Here is a 17,170-nt window from a genome sequence, read left to right as displayed (position 1 = left end):
CTCTTAGTCTCGACGGTAACGTCACGGCGGCCTTTTGCCGCTGCGCGCAGACCCTTCTCACCATAACGATAACCAGCCAGTTTCGGGAGAGTGCAATGGAAAAGACCTCAGTATCCGGCCGTGATCGCGCGTCCGGTGAGATGACACCAGACCAGGATTTCGTGCCCATGCGCAGCGACGTGGTGCGCTCACCGCGCATCCGTAAGATTCAGATCACCGCGATGCTGCTGTTGCTGTTTGCGGCCGTCATCAACTATCTGGATCGCAGCTCGCTGTCGGTGGCCAATATGACTATCCGCGAGGAGATGGGACTGAGCGCCACCGAAATCGGCGTTCTGCTCTCCGCTTTTTCGCTGGCTTATGGTCTGGCGCAGCTGCCGTGCGGTGCGCTGCTGGATCGCAAAGGGCCGCGCATCATGCTCGGCATCGGCATGTTCATCTGGTCACTGTTTCAGGCGGCCTCTGGCCTGGTGCACAACTTCACCCAGTTTGTGCTGGTGCGCATCGGCCTTGGCATTGGCGAAGCGCCGATGAACCCGTGCGGCGTCAAAGTGATCAACGACTGGTTCAATATCAAAGATCGCGGCATGCCGATGGGGATGTTTAACGCCGCCTCAATGATCGGGCTGTCGGTTGCACCGCCGATTCTGGCGGCGATGATGCTGGTGATGGGCTGGCGGGGGATGTTTGTCACCATCGGCATCCTCGGCATCTTCCTCGCCATTGGCTGGTACATGGTCTATCGCGACCGCGATAACCGCACCCTGAGCGCCGAAGAGATCCACTATCTGCAGTCGGGCAGCGTGGCGTCACGCAAAGAGCCGATCAGCTTCAGGGAGTGGCGCGGCCTGTTTAAGCAGCGCACCATGTGGGGCATGATGATTGGCTTCAGCGGCATTAACTACACCGCCTGGCTCTATATCGCCTGGCTGCCGGGCTATCTGCAGTCGACTTATCACCTCGATCTCAAAAGCACGGGCCTGCTGGCGGCGATTCCGTTCCTGTTCGGCGCGGCGGGCATGCTGCTGAATGGCTATGTGGTCGATACGCTGGTACGCCGCGGGTTTAACGCGGTGAAAACCCGCAAAGTCTGCATCGTCAGCGGCATGCTGCTGTCAGCCGGATTTACCGCCGTCGTCACCCGCGCGACCGACACCACCAGCGCCGTGACGCTGATCGGCATGGCGCTGTTCTTTATCCACTTTGCCGGTACGTCGTGCTGGGGGCTGATCCACGCCAACGTTACCGCGCGCATGACCGCCTCGGTCGGCAGCATTCAGAACTTCGCCAGCTTTATCTTTGCCTCGTTTGCGCCGGTCATTACTGGCTGGGTGCTCGACACTACCCAATCGTTCAGCCTGGCACTGATGATTTGCGCCTGTGTCACGCTCATCGGCGCCCTCGCCTATCTGCTGCTGGTGCGTAAGCCGATCACCGACGGTGAATAACCCCCGCTGACGGCGCGGCGGTCAGCTCAGCGTCGTCAGCGTAACCCCATGTTTCGCCCCGTAACGCTGAATACCGGCGATCACCTTCTCCGTGCTGAGCGGCGGTGGCGGTGGCAGCAGCGGTGCTCTTTCACGCAGCGCCGAGTCGAAGCGGGCAAAGGTAGCAAAATCGCGCGGGAACCGCTCTTCATCCACGCCGATGAAGACCCCCTCATCACGGGCATGGGCCAGCAGCGCCCGCCAGCGATCAATCTCCGCCAGTCCGATGCTGTCGGTGCCGTGAGAAAAGAGCATCATGTCGATATTGCGGAACGGCGGCTGTTTTTCCAGGAAGCGTTGCAGGGCCGCCGCTGACGGCTCGGTGCAGAACACCAGCCAGAACGGGATAGCCTGCTGCCGGATGCTGCTCCACGGGTCCATCAGCAGGAAACTGTCCACCGTCAGACGGGTCGGTAAAATACCGGCAGCCAGATACCAGTCGCGATAGATCTCTGCCACCACATAACTCATCGCTTCCGGATCTTCATAGCGAATCTCCATCAGCCGCCAGTTCTGGGCTTCCGCCAGCTTTTTCAGCGGCGAGATCAGATAGCCATCCAGCCCCCACTCCGCTTCCGGCACCCGATCGGTGATGGCGGGCGGTGTCCAGCGCTCGCGGTCAACGCCATAACGTGCCAGATACTCCGCAACCCGCGGACCACCCTGTAAATACTCCTGCTCGGTTGCCCCGCCGAGCGCGCCAAACTGAAAGAAGGAGCGATCGCTGGTGCGCGTGACCGGCCACTGGCGGGTACAGTGATTAATGAACAGGGTGGATCCGGCAGGCAGGCTGCCCATCAGGAACTCGTTAAAGGCCAGCGGCAGGTCGCGCAGTTTCAGCCGGAAATAGCGCATCTGGTCCAGCATCAGCCGATCCTGATTGGGGTCCTGCATATGGTGAACCGCCAGCCGCGGCCAGGCGGAGAGCAGCGCAGCGGCAATCTCTTTACCCTCCTCAAAACCTGCCTGCGCATCATCGGGATCGTTGCTGGTTGCCCGCACCGGGCAGAGAAAGGTTTGTGGCAGCCAGGGCACGCCCATCGCCGCCGCCAGATGCATCAGCGCACCGTTCGACGAGCCGATAAAGGCGGCGGGATAATCCTGCTGGGGATACTCACTGACCATCCATTCGGCGATGCCCTCCACATCCAGCTCCCCCGCCTGGCGCAGGCTGATGCCCTCTGCCATCCCGCCCAGCGCGTAGCCCCACTCCCGCAGTCCGGTGGGCAGCCGGTTCAGTGACGGCAGCAGCCGATCCAGCGTCGGAGACTGGCTGGGACTGGCAAAGGGGCGATCGTGCAGCGCATTCGCCAGCGCCAGCAGCATCGCTGCGGCGGAGTCAAAACGGGCAATACCTTTCGGGGGTTTACTCATGCTGATTCTCCTGCTGAATGCGCGCCAGGAACGGGCGAATGGCGTGACAGAAACTCCACGGATAGACGTAATGCAGGGTGTGCGTGCCGTCGCGCAGTGTGATCAGTTCGCTGTGCGGCATCAGCGCGGCAAGCTCATCCAGCCAGCGCGCCGGACAGACCGGATCGCGCGAGCCGCGCAGCAGCAGCGTGGGCGCATTGATGTAGGTGAGGCGATGCTCGATGTGGTCGCGCATCATCTCACGCATCGTGCCAAAGGCGCGGCGCAGACCCGCTTTAGCGTAATCGATGCGGGCCAGTGGCCCCGGCGGTCGCCGGGTTTCCAGCCGGCCATTGCGCCAGTCGCGCCACAGCTGACGCGGCAGGCTGCGGGCATGGCGGTCCACCGTCGGCCCCTGCAGCACCAGCCCCGCCACCGCCTGCGGATGCTTCACCGCCAGCGCGGCCAGAATCTGACAGCCAAACGAGTTACCGACCCAGATTGCGCGCTGAAAGCCGTTGTGCTGCAGCCATAACCAGAGCGCCTCCGCCTGCTGGTCGACTGACATCACCGGCGCAGAAGCGGGCAGCGTACTGGCTCCGAAGCCAGGCAGGTCGGGCACCAGCACGTGATAGTCGCGGCTCAGCGCCAGCGCCAGCGGCTCCATCGCCCGGCCTGACATCACCAGTCCGTGGATCAGCACCACCGGCAGTCCCTTATCCTCATTGGGCGTGACCCGGGTGAACATCCGCCACTCGCCCACCTGCTGAAAGTAACCGGCCATGCCGGCATGGTGGCTGCGCGGTGACACCGGCGGTGTCTGTTTCAGCTGCTGCCAGCGTTTCATGCCCCACAGGGTGGCCGCCACACCTAATCCCACGCCTGCCACTATCGCTGCCTGTTTTCGTCGCTGCTTCTGGCTCATCCACTGCTCCTGTTTCAGGGAGAATAATTCAGTGTAGGCCGGGATCGGATGGGAGGCGGTTTATCGGTGTCATGGCGAGGAAAAGTTCAGCGTGTCTCTTGCGGGGAGGCGGGACGCCGGAAAGCGTGTCTTCAGCCCCTGGATTCGCGGAGAGGGGAAAAGGCGCCAGCGCGCCTTTTCCCACTTTTTACTGTGCTTTGCGATAGGGATCTTTGATTAATGCCACGGAGAACGCCCCAATCAGCAGCACGGCAGAGACCGCCAGCAGTGCCCAGGTAAATCCCCCGCTGCTCTGGCGGATATAGCCAATCAGGGAGGGGCCGACAAAGCCACCCAGATTCCCGACAGAGACGATCATGGCTAATCCGCCTGCGGCTGCGCTGCCGGTAAGAAAGCCCGAAGGGAGAGCCCAGAATGAGGCCTGAAAAGCGAGAATGCCGCTGACGGTAAAGCAGAGTGCCAGCATCTTCAGAACGGGCTCATTCACGACGGCGCTGCAGGCCAGCGCAAAGGCGGCGATAACGAGTGCACCACTGATCCAGCGTATGCGATGTCCGGAGGCATTGGCCCGCCGGGCCCAGAACAGCATGCTGAACGCGGCACAAATGTAGGGTAATGCGGTCAGGAAACCGGTGGTGGTGTGGCTGACGCCAAGCTGGCGGATGATCTGCGGCATCCACAGGCCCACCCCGATCGAACCGACAATCCCGCAGAAGTTAATAAACGCCAGCAGATAAAGCAGCGGATTCCGCAGCGCATCGCGCAGGCTGGAGCCGTGTGCTTTTTCAATCTGCTGTTGCTCGTTCTTCAGTCGTCTGCTCAGCAGGGACTTTTCCGTGTCGCTCAGCCAGTTTGCCTTCTCCGGGCGGTCGTTAAGGAAGAAGAGGCACAGCACGCCGAGGATCACCGCCGGGAACCCTTCCAGCAGCAGCAGCCACTGCCAGTTACGGATATGTTCATGCCCGGTGATTTGCATCAGCATCCCCGACAGGGGAGCGCCGATGATATTGGCCACGGGGATCCCGACTAAAAAGGCGGCCGTAATTTTTGCGCGCCAGCTTCCGGGGAACCAGTATGTGAAGAACAGGTAAATACCGGGCGTGAATCCGGCTTCGGCCACCCCCAGACAAAAACGGGCAAAGGCAAAGCTCAGGGGGCCGGATACGAAGGCGGTCGCCATGGAGATGAGTCCCCATGAGATCATGATGCGGGCAATCCAGATACGGGCACCCACTTTTTGCATGATCAGGTTGCTGGGCACTTCAAACAGAAAATAGCCGATAAAAAACATCCCGGCGCCGAATCCGAACTGCTCAGCCGTGATGCCCAGATCGGCATTCATGCCCAGCGCCGCGAAGCTGACGTTGGTGCGATCCAGATAACTGACGACATAACAGATGAAAATAAAAGGCAGGATGCGGCGAAACGCTTTACCGGCTGCCTGTTCACTTTGTTCAAAATCCTTTTGATTCATCTCTTCACGATCGCCGGACACGGTTTCCGGCTCCGCAGGTGAGCCGGTGCTTACAGTATGCAGATTCATGAGTGCCTCCGCTGCGTTCAGAGAACGCAGAGTTGTTCTTAGAGAAAAGCAGTGGACATAAAGGACAGTGGATGGCCGGGCGTCTTCATTGAACAGGTAAGAATGCTGCCGCTGACCGATTCGGTAATAAACAGCTGCTGTAAATTTTCGCCACCAAAGCAGAGGTTGGTGGTGGAGCGTCCGGCGGGACTGGTGAGGATTTCGGCAGGCTCAGCCAGATCGTTTAGCAGCCAGACGCGACCCAGCCCCGGGTTGGCAATCAGTAGCTCACCCTGTGCGTTGATGGCCAGTCCATCGGGACCGCTGGGGCCGTGCGAGGTAAAATATTGACTCACTTTGCTGACTGACCCATCACGCTGAAGCGGCACGCGCCAGATGGCATTGCCGCGCGTCATCGCGACATAAAGCACTTTTTCATCTGGCGACAGAACCAGCCCGTTTGGGCTTGGACAGTTATCCAGCAGGATATCCAGTCGTCCCTCCTGACTGAGACGATAAACACGGCCAGTCGGATCGTGAAGTCCCGTCTGACCCTGATCGGTGAAATAGAGGTTTCCCCGGCTGTCGGGCGTTAAATCGTTCACACCGCGAAAGCTCTCACTGTGGCGGCGAGGCAGCCACGGCGTCACGTCCTGCGTTTTAAGCGAGAGCTTCATTAACCCGTGATGATAATCCGTAATCAAAAGGGTATCCGGATCGACGAGTTTCATGCCGTTCGGTTCGCCATCATATTGCACGACGAGCTCCCAGTTGCCTGCCATATCGACCCGGAATATCCGGCCATACGGGATATCGGTCAGGTACAGACAACCGGAAGGGTGCCAGACCGGCCCTTCCAGGAAGGAGTCGGTAAGCTGTCCTCCACGATTGGCGGCAGCCCAGACATTGTTGCGATCAGGGGAACGAAAGTGGTCGGGCAGCCGGGTAAAAATTGATGTCTCCCTGACATCCGCCTGCGTCAGATAAGTCATACAATGGTGTCCTTTTCAGTGAATCCCTTAACCCGGCTGATACAATCCGTGCGCATGTGTGCGTCTCTGCGGTGAATCAGCGGTGTCTCATCAGCGAACATAGCCTGCCTCACAGTCTGTTTTACTAAGTAAAACTCAGGTGTACATGATGAAATCACTATATCGACGACACTGGCGCTGATGCCAGTGTTATGAGCTTGTTTATTATGTAAACAAGATATCACTCACAATTCACGCAGACGCGTCCTGGCAGGATCAGTAACCGCAGACCGGGAAGCGGAGGGTTTAGTCCAGCAGAGAAAGGCGGGTATGCCTGGAAGCCGGGTGAGGATAATTACCTGCTGGCGGTGCTGGTTGCATGTGTGGGTAAGCGCAAAACGGGTTTTTGTGGCCTGACAGATGTGCTGGAACTTAGGGCCGGTTGAGTGCGAAAGGATGATTTGTCCCTTAGTTATATAACTGACGTATACAGATACAAAGTCGCCGATGAGCTGTGCATTTCTGGTCATCATCATTCACAGTAAAGGTATATGGTTAAATAACGCCTACTAGAATCACCCTCACTGAGGAGGATCGCACATGTTTGAAGGGTTTATGCATACGCAAATCAGCCTTTCAGAAGCAGCGCTCAATGTACGCTATGGGGGGAATGGGCCACCGGTTCTCTTATTGCATGGTCACCCAAGGACCCATGTAACATGGTCAAAAGTGGCTCCGGAGCTAGCCAGATTCTTTACGGTCGTATGTCCTGATTTGCGGGGATTTGGCAAATCATCAAAACCCGCTGATCAGCCCAACCATGCAGGTTCTTCTAAAAGAGCTAAAGCAAAAGATTGTATCGAGTTGATGAGTCAGCTTGGTTTTGAACAATTTGCAATTGTCGGACATGACAGAGGAAGTTATACAGCTTACAGAGCTGCTCTTGACTATCCAGAGCGAATCACACGGCTTGCCGTACTTGATTGCATTCCGATACTTGAAGCGCTCAACCGATGTAATGAAAAGTTTGCCCGACAGTGGTATCACTGGTTTTTCTTTGCTCAGCCTGAAAAACCGGAGCGGGCAATACTGGCCGATCCTGACAAATGGTATGGAGGCCAGCCCGCAACAATGGGTGATGATGAATATCTTGAGTTCAGACAAGCTATTCATGATCCGGAAGTTATACATGGGATGCTCGAAGACTATCGTGCGGGCCTTAGCATTGATAAAGAACATGAGCTTCAGGATCGTCAGAGAGGAAGGCTGATCAAATGTCCGACGCTCTGTTTATGGTCTCAATATGATGATCTTGAGGATTTGTATGGTGACGTCGTAGGTATATGGAAAACGTGGGCGCAAGACGTTCATGGTAAATCGATAGCCTGTGGTCACCACATGGCAGAGGAAGCACCAGAAGAAGTCACAGCTGAACTGCAGCGTTTTCTGCTACAACCTGAAAACACCTCAGGCGCAGAAAAAGGGAATTAAATCAGCGGAAGCAAAACAGAGAGGTGATAATCACCGGTCGATCCCTGACCGCGATTATCGAGGGTTTCCTGCGGGGTGCTCAGGACATGGCACCCGGCGGTACGTGTTTGAACGTCTCAACGTAAGCACGGAAAACGTATTTGAAAATGCGTTTCATGGAGCACCTGATTCAAATTAAGTTGAAGATATACTGAAAAAGTATATCTTCTGTGCGTTTTAACAGCAAATAAATTTGAACCCGATCACAAAAATGCGGCTTCCCGCGCCATAAAACCTATGCGGTGTAGCCGAGATGCTGCAGCAGAATAGTGGAACCAACAGCAATTAAGACGAGGCCACCGAGCACTTCCGCCCATTTACCCAGCACCGGACCAATAAAGCGCCCGACCAGGACACCGGTCGTCGCCATCACCGTGGTCGCGGCACCAATCGTCAGCGCGGTGGTGATGATATTCACCTGTAAAAAGGCCAGGCCAACGCCGACCGCCAGCGCATCAAGGCTGGTGGCTACCGCAGTGGTCGCCAGTACTACAAAGCCGTGGCTTTTTGGCGCTTCACAGGGTTCGGCGACCGCGGTCTGACGGAAGCCTTCCAGCATCATACGGCCACCCAGGAACGCCAGCAGTGTAAACGCGACCCAGTGGTCCCACGCCATGATGTAACGGCTGGCTGCCAGGCCGAGTGCCCAGCCAATCAGCGGGGTCAGTGCTTCAATAGAGCCGAAAATCAGACCGGTGCGCAGCGCTTCTTTAAAACCAGGACGATGCAGCGTCGCACCTTTGCCCAGCGCAGCAGCAAATGCGTCCATCGACATACCCAGCGCAAGAATTAACGTAGCAATAAAGGTCATGATTTATTCACCTGGGGCGAAAAAGCGGCTATTCACGCTGAATTCACCACACAAAGTGTTCAGTTATGAAAAAGTGCGCGCAGTCTATCATGCAAACCCGCAGATAAAAAGACAGCAAAATCAGGGATTTAAGTATAGCAAAGGCTATAACTCTTAACTTCCGCTATGAATGGACCTAAGTCGATGGTGGCAAAGCGTTTTCTGGCCACTCTGAGTGCCTGAATCCCCGCTCCGTTCGCCTTTGCGCCCGACACCGCCATTGAACCGCGCGGCCAATTACCGGAAAATGCCGGGCTGATAATGATGGGATACCGGTAATGAATAACCCTTTTGAAACGTTGATCGTGCCTGGTGGCATTCTGCTGCTGGGTTTTCTCTCGGCGCTGCTGCTGCCCGCCCCCGCCTTCAGCCTGACCGTGGCGCAGCATCTGCTGCAGCTATTCCATCTGCAGGATCTCAATCAGCTTTACACGGTCGTGTTCTGCATCTGGTTTTTACTGCTGGGCGCGCTGGAGTTTTTCGTTATCCGCTTTGTCTGGCGTCGCTGGTTCAGGGCCTGACGGCACAATGTGCGTCCACCAGCGCTTTTAGTTGTCCGGCGCTGCGGGCATAGCCTTCGCGCGGCAGATGTGCCGCGCCCAGCAACAGGCCTGCGCGGCGCTGATCCGCATCCTGATACCAGACTGACAGCGGCGAGGGTGCCATCCCCCACTCTGCCGCCTGCTGAGCAATAAGCTGGTCCGGGGAACCGGCGGGCAGGCGAACGATCACCGCCAGCCCGGCGCGCTGCAGGTCCGGAAAATGGGGGTGCAGCGCGGCAACCATCTGCTCCAGCCGCTCGTGATACACACGCTTCATCCGCCGCAGATGCCGCATGAAGTGACCTTCCCGCAGAAACTCCGCGACCGCATTGTGCAGCAATCCTGCCGATGCCGGTGCCAGTAACGCACACACCTCACCGAACCGGGCAGCCAGTGCGGGCGGCACCACCATAAAACCGAGCCGCAGCTGTGGCGTCAGCGTCTTGCTGAACGTGCCGATATGCAGGACCCGTCCCTCGCTGTCGAGGGCAGCCAGCGCTGGTGCGGCGCGATGACCAGGCTGGAGCTCACCCAGATAGTCATCTTCAATAATCCAGCGCTGTTCGCGGCTGGCCCACTCAAGCAGGGCATGGCGGCGCGCCAGGCTCATCGTCATGCCAAGCGGTGCCTGCTGGCCCGGCGTCACCAGCGCGAAAGCGGCGTCCGGCGCACGCGTCACCCCGGCAGCGACCTGCATCCCCTCCTCGTCGACCGGCACCGCAACCGGGCTGATCCGCAACGCTTCCACCGCGCCGCGCGCCAGCCAGAATCCGGGATCTTCCAGCCAGGCGGTTTTGCCCTGAAAATCCATCGCCAGGCCAATCAGCCCCATCGCGCCTGCATAGCCACTGGTAATCATGATCTGCTCCGCCTGACAGCGCAGACCGCGCGCCACCGCCAGATAGGCCACCAGTGCCTGACGCAGTGCCAGACTGCCACGCGGATCGGGATAGCTGGCTGGCCGGCTGACCTGCATTCGCGCCTGCCGCTGCAGGATGCGCAGCCAGACTTTGGCCGGGAACGCATCGCTGGCGGGCGTCCCCATCTGGAAGGTCAGCGGCGGCGCGTCAAACGCCTCGATTCCTGCAGAGTGCGGCGGAAGGCACCCGGCATCGGAGCGGGCCGGTTTTAATGGCGGTAAAGTGCTGACGAAGGTGCCCGCCGCGCCCCGGGTCTCCAGAAACTGACCATCAGCCAGCATGTCATAACTGGCACGGACGGTGCCGCGGGCAACACCGAGCTGTGCGGCCAGATCGCGACAGGAAGGCAGACGCGCCCCCGGCTGTAAACGGCCTTCACCAATCGCCTGCTCAATCAGCTGGCGCAGCTGTTCGCTCAGCCCACGCGGCGTACCGCGCTGCAGCGTCAGCGAGAAAAGGGGGGATGGACCAGTCAGACTCTCATTTTTTGGCACTTTATCTGCTCCATTCAAAGGCCGAAAATCGCCTCATCAATCCCAGGAGGCAATAAGATGAGCGAACGTATCGATTTTCACCAGGCAGCACCGGCAGGCATGAAAGCACTGAGCGGCGTATACGGTTATCTGTCACAAACCGATCTGCCGCTCACTTTACTGGAACTGCTGTTCCTGCGCATATCGCAGATTAACGGCTGCGCTTACTGCATTGATATGCATACAAAAGCGCTGAACAAGGCGGGGATCGGCTGGGATAAAATTGTACTGACGTCGGTCTGGCACGAATCCGGCACTCTGTTCAGTGAAAAAGAGAAAGCGGCCCTGCAGTGGGCGGAGTGCCTGACGCTGATTGCACAGCATGGCGCGCCGGAAACAAGTTATACCGCGCTGAGGGAGCACTTCAGTGACAAAGCGATTGTCGATCTGAACATCGCCATTGGCCTGATGAACACCTACAACCGCATGGCGATAAGTCTGAAAAAGCTGCCTGCCAGTGCGAATGCGTCATAAGTGAAACCGATGCGTGCGCCGCTGCGCGCGCATTTTCAGACTCACAAAAATGTAACATTTTTTTTACACAAGAACCTATCTGGCTGCTTTGTCGACAATTCAAACTATTCCGCATTGCATAATAAATCGCTAAAATTCAGATAATTAAATAATTCCGCACCGTTCATATCGATTCTGCCGTTGCACCATCATGGCGCTTTTCCGCAACATCATTTCCGGGTTAACCCTCTGACTTAACAATAAAAAATCCCTAATCGCGCAGCCATGCTGATGATTAATTCTTATGCTGAATCATTTCTGCATTTAAAAAATAAACAAATGTTTAATTCAGGGGTGAGAATGTTATATTCGGATGACAAAGCATAACGTGCAGTTAACCCGTTATCACCGCTTTAACCTATACCTGAGACTTAACCTTTGAGAAATAGCGCAACGCGCTCGCAAGAAGCGTGACTATTTCGCCTGCAAAACTGTTGGGCTTCAGGTCAACAGAAGAGGAGATGTCGCCTCATGTGCAATTCAGCTGTAAACCTTGCGCTCGCGATGAGTGCCATGGCAAAGGACACCACTATCGCGCAGGAGCGCAAAGACGTTGACGTGCTGCTGATTGGCGCAGGTGTGATGAGCGCTACCCTCGGTGCATGGCTGCAGGATTTAGCGCCGGACTGGTCCATCGAAATGGTGGAGCGGCTGGACAGCGTGGCCGAGGAGTCGTCCAACGGCTGGAATAACGCCGGCACCGGTCATGCCGCCCTGGCCGAGCTGAACTATACGCCGCAGCAGGCGGATGGCAGCATCGACATCTCTAAAGCGGTGACGATCAACGAATCGTTCCAGATTTCCCGCCAGTTCTGGGCATATCAGGTCCAGAAAGGCAACCTGCGCAATCCCAAAAGCTTTATTCACAGCACGCCACACATGAGTTTTGTCTGGGGAGACGACAACGTCGAATTCCTGCGCAAACGCTATCAGGCGTTGCAGAAAAGCACCCTGTTCCGGGGCATGGCCTACTCCGAAGATCCGCAGCAGATTGCGCGCTGGATCCCGCTGGTCATGAATGGCCGCGATCGTCGTCAGAAAGTGGCCGCGACCTGGACGGAGATGGGCACCGATGTGAACTTCGGTGAAGTAACGCGTCAGCTGATCGCCTCCTTAGAGAAGAAGGCGAACTTCCGCCTGCGTCTGCGTCAGGAAGTGCGTGACCTGAAGCAGCTCGCCGACGGGCGCTGGCAGGTGACGCTGCAGTGTCTGAACAGCGGCAACCGCCGCACGCTGACAGCGGGCAAAATCTTTATCGGCGCTGGCGGCGCGGCATTGCCGCTGCTGCAGAAGGCCGGTATCCCGGAAGCGAACGGCTACGCCGGATTCCCGGTAGGGGGGTCGTTCCTGGTGACGGAAAATCCGCAGGTGGTAGCCCAGCATATGGCCAAGGTCTATGGCAAAGCCAGCGTCGGCGCACCGCCGATGTCCGTGCCGCACGTTGACACCCGCGTACTGGATGGCAAGCAGGTGCTGCTGTTTGGCCCGTTCGCCACCTTCTCCACCAAGTTCCTGAAGCAGGGTTCGCTGATGGATATGTTCACCTCTCTGAACAGCAGCAACATGCTGCCGATGGTGAAAGTGGGGCTGAAAAGTTTCGATCTGGTGAAATACCTGATGGATCAGGTGCTGCAAAGCGATCGCGACCGTATGGACGCCCTGCGCGCCTATGTGCCGCAGGCGAAGCAGGAGGACTGGCGGTTAGTGACGGCCGGTCAGCGTGTGCAGATCATCAAGAAGGATGAGAAAGAGGGTGCTGTATTGCGCCTCGGCACCGAAGTGGTCGCCTCACAGGATGGGACGATTTCAGCGCTGCTGGGCGCCTCACCGGGCGCCTCGACAGCGGCACCGATTATGCTGGAACTGCTGCATAAGGTCTGTCCTGAGCAGATGGCCACGCCGGAATGGCAGAATAAAATCCGCGCCGTCATCCCTTCCTGGGGCCGTAAGCTGAACGGTGACGTGGCCCTGACAGAGAAAGTGTTGGCCGAAACCAGCCGTATTCTGCAGCTCGACTACTCGCCGGTGACACCGATGGCGGCAAACGATGAAGGACGTGAAACCGCGTTCGTTGTCGGCAAGTAATTCCGCACCGCTGATAAAAAGGCCGCTCAGACTCTCTGAGCGGCCTTAAGCGCTTGATTCGTTACTTTAACCAGGTCCAGCCCTTTCAGTCTGGTTTTCAGAACATACTTTGCATCCCTTCCTGCGATTTTAGCTTTGCCTGATAGCTTGCCATCCGCCATTGCCCACTCACTCTTTCCCCCTGTTTAAAATCGTAAAGTTACGATAAAAATATGAGCTCTTGATCACATCTCGCTATATCGCCACTTGTTAAATTTCCGAGCTCACTATTTAAAAAGGGATTTTGTATGAAAGAAATAAACCATTCAGAAGTAATATTTGTCTCTGGTGCTGGCGCTGAATCTTACAGGCTAGCTGTAAATCTTGAGATTGCTCAGGTTATGGCAGCAAAATTTTACCAATGCAATGTTAAAGATTTATCTACAGATATGTTCAAGTCCGCATTAGCATCTGGAGTACTGGGTTCAGTAAGCGCAGGCGTAATCATTCCTGGAATCGGATTGGTACCGGGATGGATCGCCGGAGCCGCTTCAGGCGCCGCAGGTGCGGCCTTTACTTATGGATTGACCTGCTGGTGGTGATGAAGTCGGTAAATAGAGTCATTCTTAATACGCTGCTAATCGTTTTAGCCCTTTTTTTAATTGACTATTTTATTCATGATTCACTGACGACAAAAAACGCAATTAAAATAGCGGTCACTGGAATAGTGATAGGGCTGATAAATTATAGGCTTTATATCAAATAAAGCTGCCCGGCGTTGAATCAAAAAATCATCTTTAAAACGCTTATTCAATGAACTGACGTCATCATGTCGGACAGTTTATATCAAGCGATTTTCACGGCCTGGGTTCGTTATCGATAGGGACCCTGGCCTTTTTTATTGGCCGGTTGCCTGGTCGTCCTGGGGTTTCTCTATTAGGGTTAAGAGATCTTTTAGCTGAACACTCAGGAGGAAAAGGCATGTCTTACTCCCCTGCTTCACCGGAATTCACGCTGCTTGACCGCTACTGGCGGGCGGCGAACTACCTCTCCGTCGGGCAGATCTACCTGATGGATAACCCGCTGTTGCGCGAGCCACTCAGGCCGGAACATATCAAACCGCGCCTGCTGGGCCACTGGGGCACCACGCCAGGGCTGAATTTTATCTATGCCCACCTCAACCGGATTATCCGGCAGCAAAATCTGAACATGATCTACATCTGCGGACCCGGGCACGGCGGCCCCGGCATGGTGGCAAACACCTGGCTGGAGGGCAGCTACAGCGAAATTTATCCGCACATCAGCCAGGATGCGGCGGGCATGCAGCGCCTGTTTAAACAGTTCTCCTTCCCGGGCGGCATTCCCAGCCACGCGGCCCCGGAGACGCCCGGCTCAATTCATGAAGGGGGGGAGCTGGGCTATTCGCTCTCTCATGCATTTGGCGCGGCTTTCGATAATCCCGACCTGGTGGTGCCCTGCGTCATCGGCGACGGCGAAGCGGAAACCGGACCGCTGGCGTCCAGCTGGCACGGCATCAAATTCCTCAATCCGCAACGTGATGGCGCGGTGTTACCTATTCTGCATCTCAACGGCTACAAGATTGCTAACCCGACGCTGCTGGGTCGCAGCAGCGATGAAGATCTGCGTCAGCTGTTCAGCGGTTACGGCTATGAACCGCTGTTTGTCAGCGGGCATGAGCCGGAGAAAATGCATCCACTGATGGCGGAAGCGCTGGACAATGCTCTGGCAAAAATCACCGCCTTCCAGCGTGAGGCGCGCCAGGGCAACGCCACGACCGATGTGCCGCGCTGGCCGATGATTATCCTGCGCAGCCCCAAAGGCTGGACCGGCCCCAAAACGGTCGACGGCAAAAAAGTAGAGGATTTCTGGCGGGCGCATCAGGTGCCGGTCGCCGCCTGTCGTGAAGATGAAGGTCATCGTCAGATTCTGGAAACGTGGATGCGAAGCTATCAGCCGGATGATCTGTTCGATGAACAGGGTCGCCTGAAGCCGGAGCTGCAGGCGCTGGCGCCGGAGGGCGACAAGCGCATGGGGGCTTCGCCTTACGCTAATGGCGGCCTGCTGCGCCGTGAGCTGGAGACGCCCGAGCTCGCCGCGTTTGCCTGCGAGGTCGGCGAACCGGGTTCACAGATGGCGCAGGCCACCGAGCATCTGGGACGCTACCTCAGCGTGCTGTTTCAGCGAAACCGCGACAACTTCCGGCTGTTTGGCCCGGATGAAACCGCCTCAAACCGCCTGACGCCGGTCTTCGACGTGACCAGCCGCACCTGGCTGGAAAGAACAGAGCCCTACGACGAGCAGCTGGCGCGCGATGGCCGCGTCATGGAAATTCTCAGTGAGCATCAGTGTCAGGGCTGGCTGGAGGGCTATCTCCTGACCGGCCGTCACGGGCTGTTCAACTGCTATGAAGCCTTTATCCACATTATCGATTCCATGTTTAACCAGCATGCCAAGTGGCTGAAAGTCACGCGTAAGCTGGGCTGGCGTAAGCCCATCTCCTCACTCAACTATCTGCTCTCTTCGCACGTCTGGCGCCAGGACCACAATGGCTACAGCCATCAGGACCCCGGCTTTATCGATCACGTTGCCAATAAGAAAGCGGACATCGTACGTATCTATCTGCCGCCCGATGCCAATACGCTGCTCTGGGTAGGCGACCACTGCCTGCGCACCTGGGACCGCATTAATGTCATTGTGGCGGGCAAACAGCCTGCGCCGCAGTGGCTCGACATGGCCAGTGCCATAACCCACTGCGAAGCGGGCATGGGCGAATGGCGCTGGGCAGGCACCACGCCCGATAATGCACAGCCGGATGTGGTGATGGCCTGTGCCGGTGATGTGCCCACCATGGAAACCCTGGCGGCCGTCGATCTGCTGCGCGAGATGCTGCCTGAACTGCGGATTCGGGTGGTAAACGTGGTCGATTTAATGGCGCTGCAGACGCAGGATCAGCACCCGCATGGCAAATCCGACGCGGAATTCGATGCGCTGTTTACGCAGGATAAACCGGTGATTTTTGCCTTCCACGGCTATCCGACGCTGGTGCATCGCCTGACCTATCAGCGCACCAATCATCGCAACTTCCACGTGCGTGGCTTCAATGAAGAGGGCACCACCACCACGCCATTTGATATGACGGTGCTCAACGAGCTGGACCGCTATCATCTGGCGCAGGAGGCGATTCTGCGCGTGCCTGGGCTGGCGGATGCTCATCCCGCGCTGCTGGAGGATTTGCAGCAGCGTCTGGCCGCGCATCACCAGTATGTCCGCGAACATGGCGAAGATCTGCCGGAGGTGCAGAACTGGAAATGGCCATCCGCCACTGCACCAGGCGCGCCTGACTAAGCGGCCTGCAGCGCGTCGGTCACCATCCAGACGGTGGTCGCCACCAGCGACAGCGCCATCAGGCTGTTAAACAGCTGGCGCTTCCAGGCAATCTGCAGATGGCTGCGCAGGCGGTCGCCCAGCGCAGCCCAGATCAGGATGCAGGGCAGATTGAGCAGCATGAAGCAGATCATCACCGTGACGACGCCGCTGCTGGCGCTGTAGAGCAGTGCAACGTTGCTGGCCATCAGCCAGGCTTTGGGGTTAATCGCCTGGAAACAGGCGCCACCCAGCAGCGTCATCGGCTGCGGCCGGGTGCGCGTTTCGGGGGCGTCAGCACGAAATATCTTCCAGGAGAGCCACAACAGATAGGTGCAGCCTGCCAGCGTCAACGGCAGGCGAATCGCCGACATCCAGTGCAGCAGCACCTCCAGCGCCATTCCGGCAATCACCGTTTGCACCGCACAGCCCAGTAGAATGCCGAACATCATCGGCAGGGTGCGCCGCATGCCAAAATTGACCCCGGAGGTCGCCAGCAACAGATTGTTCGGGCCTGGCGTAATCGACATGACGGTGACGTAACTGAAGAAAGAGGGATCAAGCATAGTGGCGCTC

At 57.3% G+C, this 17,170-nt stretch carries 15 protein-coding genes; 7 read left to right on the top strand and 8 right to left on the bottom strand.

Annotated features, from left to right (window positions below; all coding sequences use genetic code 11):
• The first annotated feature begins 95 nt into the window (after window positions 1–95).
• Complete coding sequence (locus HFD97_RS13580; RefSeq protein ID WP_167432137.1) at window positions 96–1,448, top strand: MFS transporter; 1,353 nt, start codon at window positions 96–98, stop codon at window positions 1,446–1,448.
• Between the two features lie 21 nt (window positions 1,449–1,469).
• On the opposite strand, the gene HFD97_RS13575 is transcribed toward HFD97_RS13580, so the two are convergent.
• The 4 genes from HFD97_RS13575 to HFD97_RS13560 form a co-directional block, all read right to left on the bottom strand.
• Window positions 1,470–2,861, bottom strand: a complete 1,392-nt coding sequence (locus HFD97_RS13575) for a hypothetical protein (protein ID WP_167432138.1) — start codon at window positions 2,859–2,861, stop codon at window positions 1,470–1,472.
• Window positions 2,854–3,765: an alpha/beta fold hydrolase gene (locus HFD97_RS13570; protein WP_167432139.1), complete on the bottom strand. Its 912-nt coding sequence runs from the start codon at window positions 3,763–3,765 to the stop codon at window positions 2,854–2,856. Before HFD97_RS13570 ends, HFD97_RS13575 begins: the two co-directional genes overlap by 8 nt.
• 187 nt (window positions 3,766–3,952) lie before the next feature.
• Window positions 3,953–5,308: an MFS transporter gene (locus HFD97_RS13565; RefSeq protein ID WP_058956913.1), complete on the bottom strand. Its 1,356-nt coding sequence runs from the start codon at window positions 5,306–5,308 to the stop codon at window positions 3,953–3,955.
• A gap of 38 nt (window positions 5,309–5,346) precedes the next feature.
• Window positions 5,347–6,279: an SMP-30/gluconolactonase/LRE family protein gene (locus HFD97_RS13560; RefSeq protein ID WP_167432140.1), complete on the bottom strand. Its 933-nt coding sequence runs from the start codon at window positions 6,277–6,279 to the stop codon at window positions 5,347–5,349.
• A gap of 579 nt (window positions 6,280–6,858) precedes the next feature.
• On the opposite strand from HFD97_RS13560, the gene HFD97_RS13555 reads away from it, so the two are divergent.
• Window positions 6,859–7,749, top strand: coding sequence for an alpha/beta fold hydrolase (locus tag HFD97_RS13555; RefSeq protein ID WP_167432141.1), 891 nt, complete (start codon window positions 6,859–6,861; stop codon window positions 7,747–7,749).
• 79 nt (window positions 7,750–7,828) lie between these two features.
• Here HFD97_RS13555 and azuC read toward each other — a convergent pair whose 3' ends face one another.
• A complete protein-coding gene (gene azuC / locus HFD97_RS22495) occupies window positions 7,829–7,906 on the bottom strand; it encodes a stress response protein AzuC (protein WP_150030152.1) in 78 nt (25 codons plus the stop codon).
• Window positions 7,907–8,023: 117 nt separating this feature from the next.
• The gene (gene mntP, locus HFD97_RS13545) at window positions 8,024–8,599 is read right to left on the bottom strand and encodes a manganese efflux pump MntP (protein WP_167432142.1); all 576 of its coding nucleotides are present in this window, start codon (window positions 8,597–8,599) and stop codon (window positions 8,024–8,026) included.
• A 317-nt stretch (window positions 8,600–8,916) separates the two neighbouring features.
• On the opposite strand from mntP, the gene HFD97_RS13540 reads away from it, so the two are divergent.
• Window positions 8,917–9,159: a DUF1158 domain-containing protein gene (locus HFD97_RS13540; protein WP_009087958.1), complete on the top strand. Its 243-nt coding sequence runs from the start codon at window positions 8,917–8,919 to the stop codon at window positions 9,157–9,159.
• On the opposite strand, the gene HFD97_RS13535 is transcribed toward HFD97_RS13540, so the two are convergent.
• A complete protein-coding gene (locus tag HFD97_RS13535; protein WP_167432143.1) occupies window positions 9,149–10,594 on the bottom strand; it encodes a PLP-dependent aminotransferase family protein in 1,446 nt (481 codons plus the stop codon). The two genes, HFD97_RS13540 and HFD97_RS13535, sit on opposite strands and share 11 nt — an antisense overlap.
• Before the next feature lie 57 nt (window positions 10,595–10,651).
• On the opposite strand from HFD97_RS13535, the gene HFD97_RS13530 reads away from it, so the two are divergent.
• The 4 genes from HFD97_RS13530 (at window position 10,652) to HFD97_RS13515 (ending at window position 16,576) form a co-directional block, all read left to right on the top strand.
• On the top strand, window positions 10,652–11,107 hold the full coding sequence (locus HFD97_RS13530) for a carboxymuconolactone decarboxylase family protein (RefSeq protein ID WP_150030142.1): 456 nt from the start codon (window positions 10,652–10,654) through the stop codon (window positions 11,105–11,107).
• A 510-nt stretch (window positions 11,108–11,617) separates the two neighbouring features.
• The gene (gene mqo, locus HFD97_RS13525) at window positions 11,618–13,231 is read left to right on the top strand and encodes a malate dehydrogenase (quinone) (RefSeq protein ID WP_167432144.1); all 1,614 of its coding nucleotides are present in this window, start codon (window positions 11,618–11,620) and stop codon (window positions 13,229–13,231) included.
• 287 nt (window positions 13,232–13,518) lie between these two features.
• The gene (locus HFD97_RS13520) at window positions 13,519–13,812 is read left to right on the top strand and encodes a hypothetical protein (protein WP_167432145.1); all 294 of its coding nucleotides are present in this window, start codon (window positions 13,519–13,521) and stop codon (window positions 13,810–13,812) included.
• A gap of 379 nt (window positions 13,813–14,191) precedes the next feature.
• Window positions 14,192–16,576, top strand: a complete 2,385-nt coding sequence (locus tag HFD97_RS13515) for a phosphoketolase (RefSeq protein ID WP_111207825.1) — start codon at window positions 14,192–14,194, stop codon at window positions 16,574–16,576.
• On the opposite strand, the gene HFD97_RS13510 is transcribed toward HFD97_RS13515, so the two are convergent.
• Window positions 16,573–17,160, bottom strand: coding sequence for a LysE family translocator (locus HFD97_RS13510; RefSeq protein ID WP_009087966.1), 588 nt, complete (start codon window positions 17,158–17,160; stop codon window positions 16,573–16,575). The genes HFD97_RS13515 and HFD97_RS13510 overlap by 4 nt on opposite strands.
• Window positions 17,161–17,170 lie beyond the last annotated feature (10 nt).

The organism is Pantoea sp. EKM103V, from assembly GCF_011800365.1.
Classification (GTDB): domain Bacteria; phylum Pseudomonadota; class Gammaproteobacteria; order Enterobacterales; family Enterobacteriaceae; genus Pantoea; species Pantoea anthophila.
The sequence above is the reverse complement of the archived record's forward strand: the minus strand, read 5'-3'. Positions and strand labels throughout refer to the sequence as shown.

Coding starts and splice junctions, on each gene's coding strand:
- HFD97_RS13540 (WP_009087958.1), top strand. CDS start 8,917: ATGAATAACCCTTTTGAAACGTTGATCGTGCCTGGTGGCATTCTGCTG.
- HFD97_RS13575 (WP_167432138.1), bottom strand. CDS start 2,861: ATGAGTAAACCCCCGAAAGGTATTGCCCGTTTTGACTCCGCCGCAGCG.
- HFD97_RS13565 (WP_058956913.1), bottom strand. CDS start 5,308: ATGAATCTGCATACTGTAAGCACCGGCTCACCTGCGGAGCCGGAAACC.
- HFD97_RS13530 (WP_150030142.1), top strand. CDS start 10,652: ATGAGCGAACGTATCGATTTTCACCAGGCAGCACCGGCAGGCATGAAA.
- HFD97_RS13560 (WP_167432140.1), bottom strand. CDS start 6,279: ATGACTTATCTGACGCAGGCGGATGTCAGGGAGACATCAATTTTTACC.
- HFD97_RS13510 (WP_009087966.1), bottom strand. CDS start 17,160: ATGCTTGATCCCTCTTTCTTCAGTTACGTCACCGTCATGTCGATTACG.
- HFD97_RS13580 (WP_167432137.1), top strand. CDS start 96: ATGGAAAAGACCTCAGTATCCGGCCGTGATCGCGCGTCCGGTGAGATG.
- HFD97_RS13515 (WP_111207825.1), top strand. CDS start 14,192: ATGTCTTACTCCCCTGCTTCACCGGAATTCACGCTGCTTGACCGCTAC.
- HFD97_RS13555 (WP_167432141.1), top strand. CDS start 6,859: ATGTTTGAAGGGTTTATGCATACGCAAATCAGCCTTTCAGAAGCAGCG.
- HFD97_RS13570 (WP_167432139.1), bottom strand. CDS start 3,765: ATGAGCCAGAAGCAGCGACGAAAACAGGCAGCGATAGTGGCAGGCGTG.
- azuC (WP_150030152.1), bottom strand. CDS start 7,906: ATGAAACGCATTTTCAAATACGTTTTCCGTGCTTACGTTGAGACGTTC.
- mntP (WP_167432142.1), bottom strand. CDS start 8,599: ATGACCTTTATTGCTACGTTAATTCTTGCGCTGGGTATGTCGATGGAC.
- mqo (WP_167432144.1), top strand. CDS start 11,618: ATGTGCAATTCAGCTGTAAACCTTGCGCTCGCGATGAGTGCCATGGCA.
- HFD97_RS13520 (WP_167432145.1), top strand. CDS start 13,519: ATGAAAGAAATAAACCATTCAGAAGTAATATTTGTCTCTGGTGCTGGC.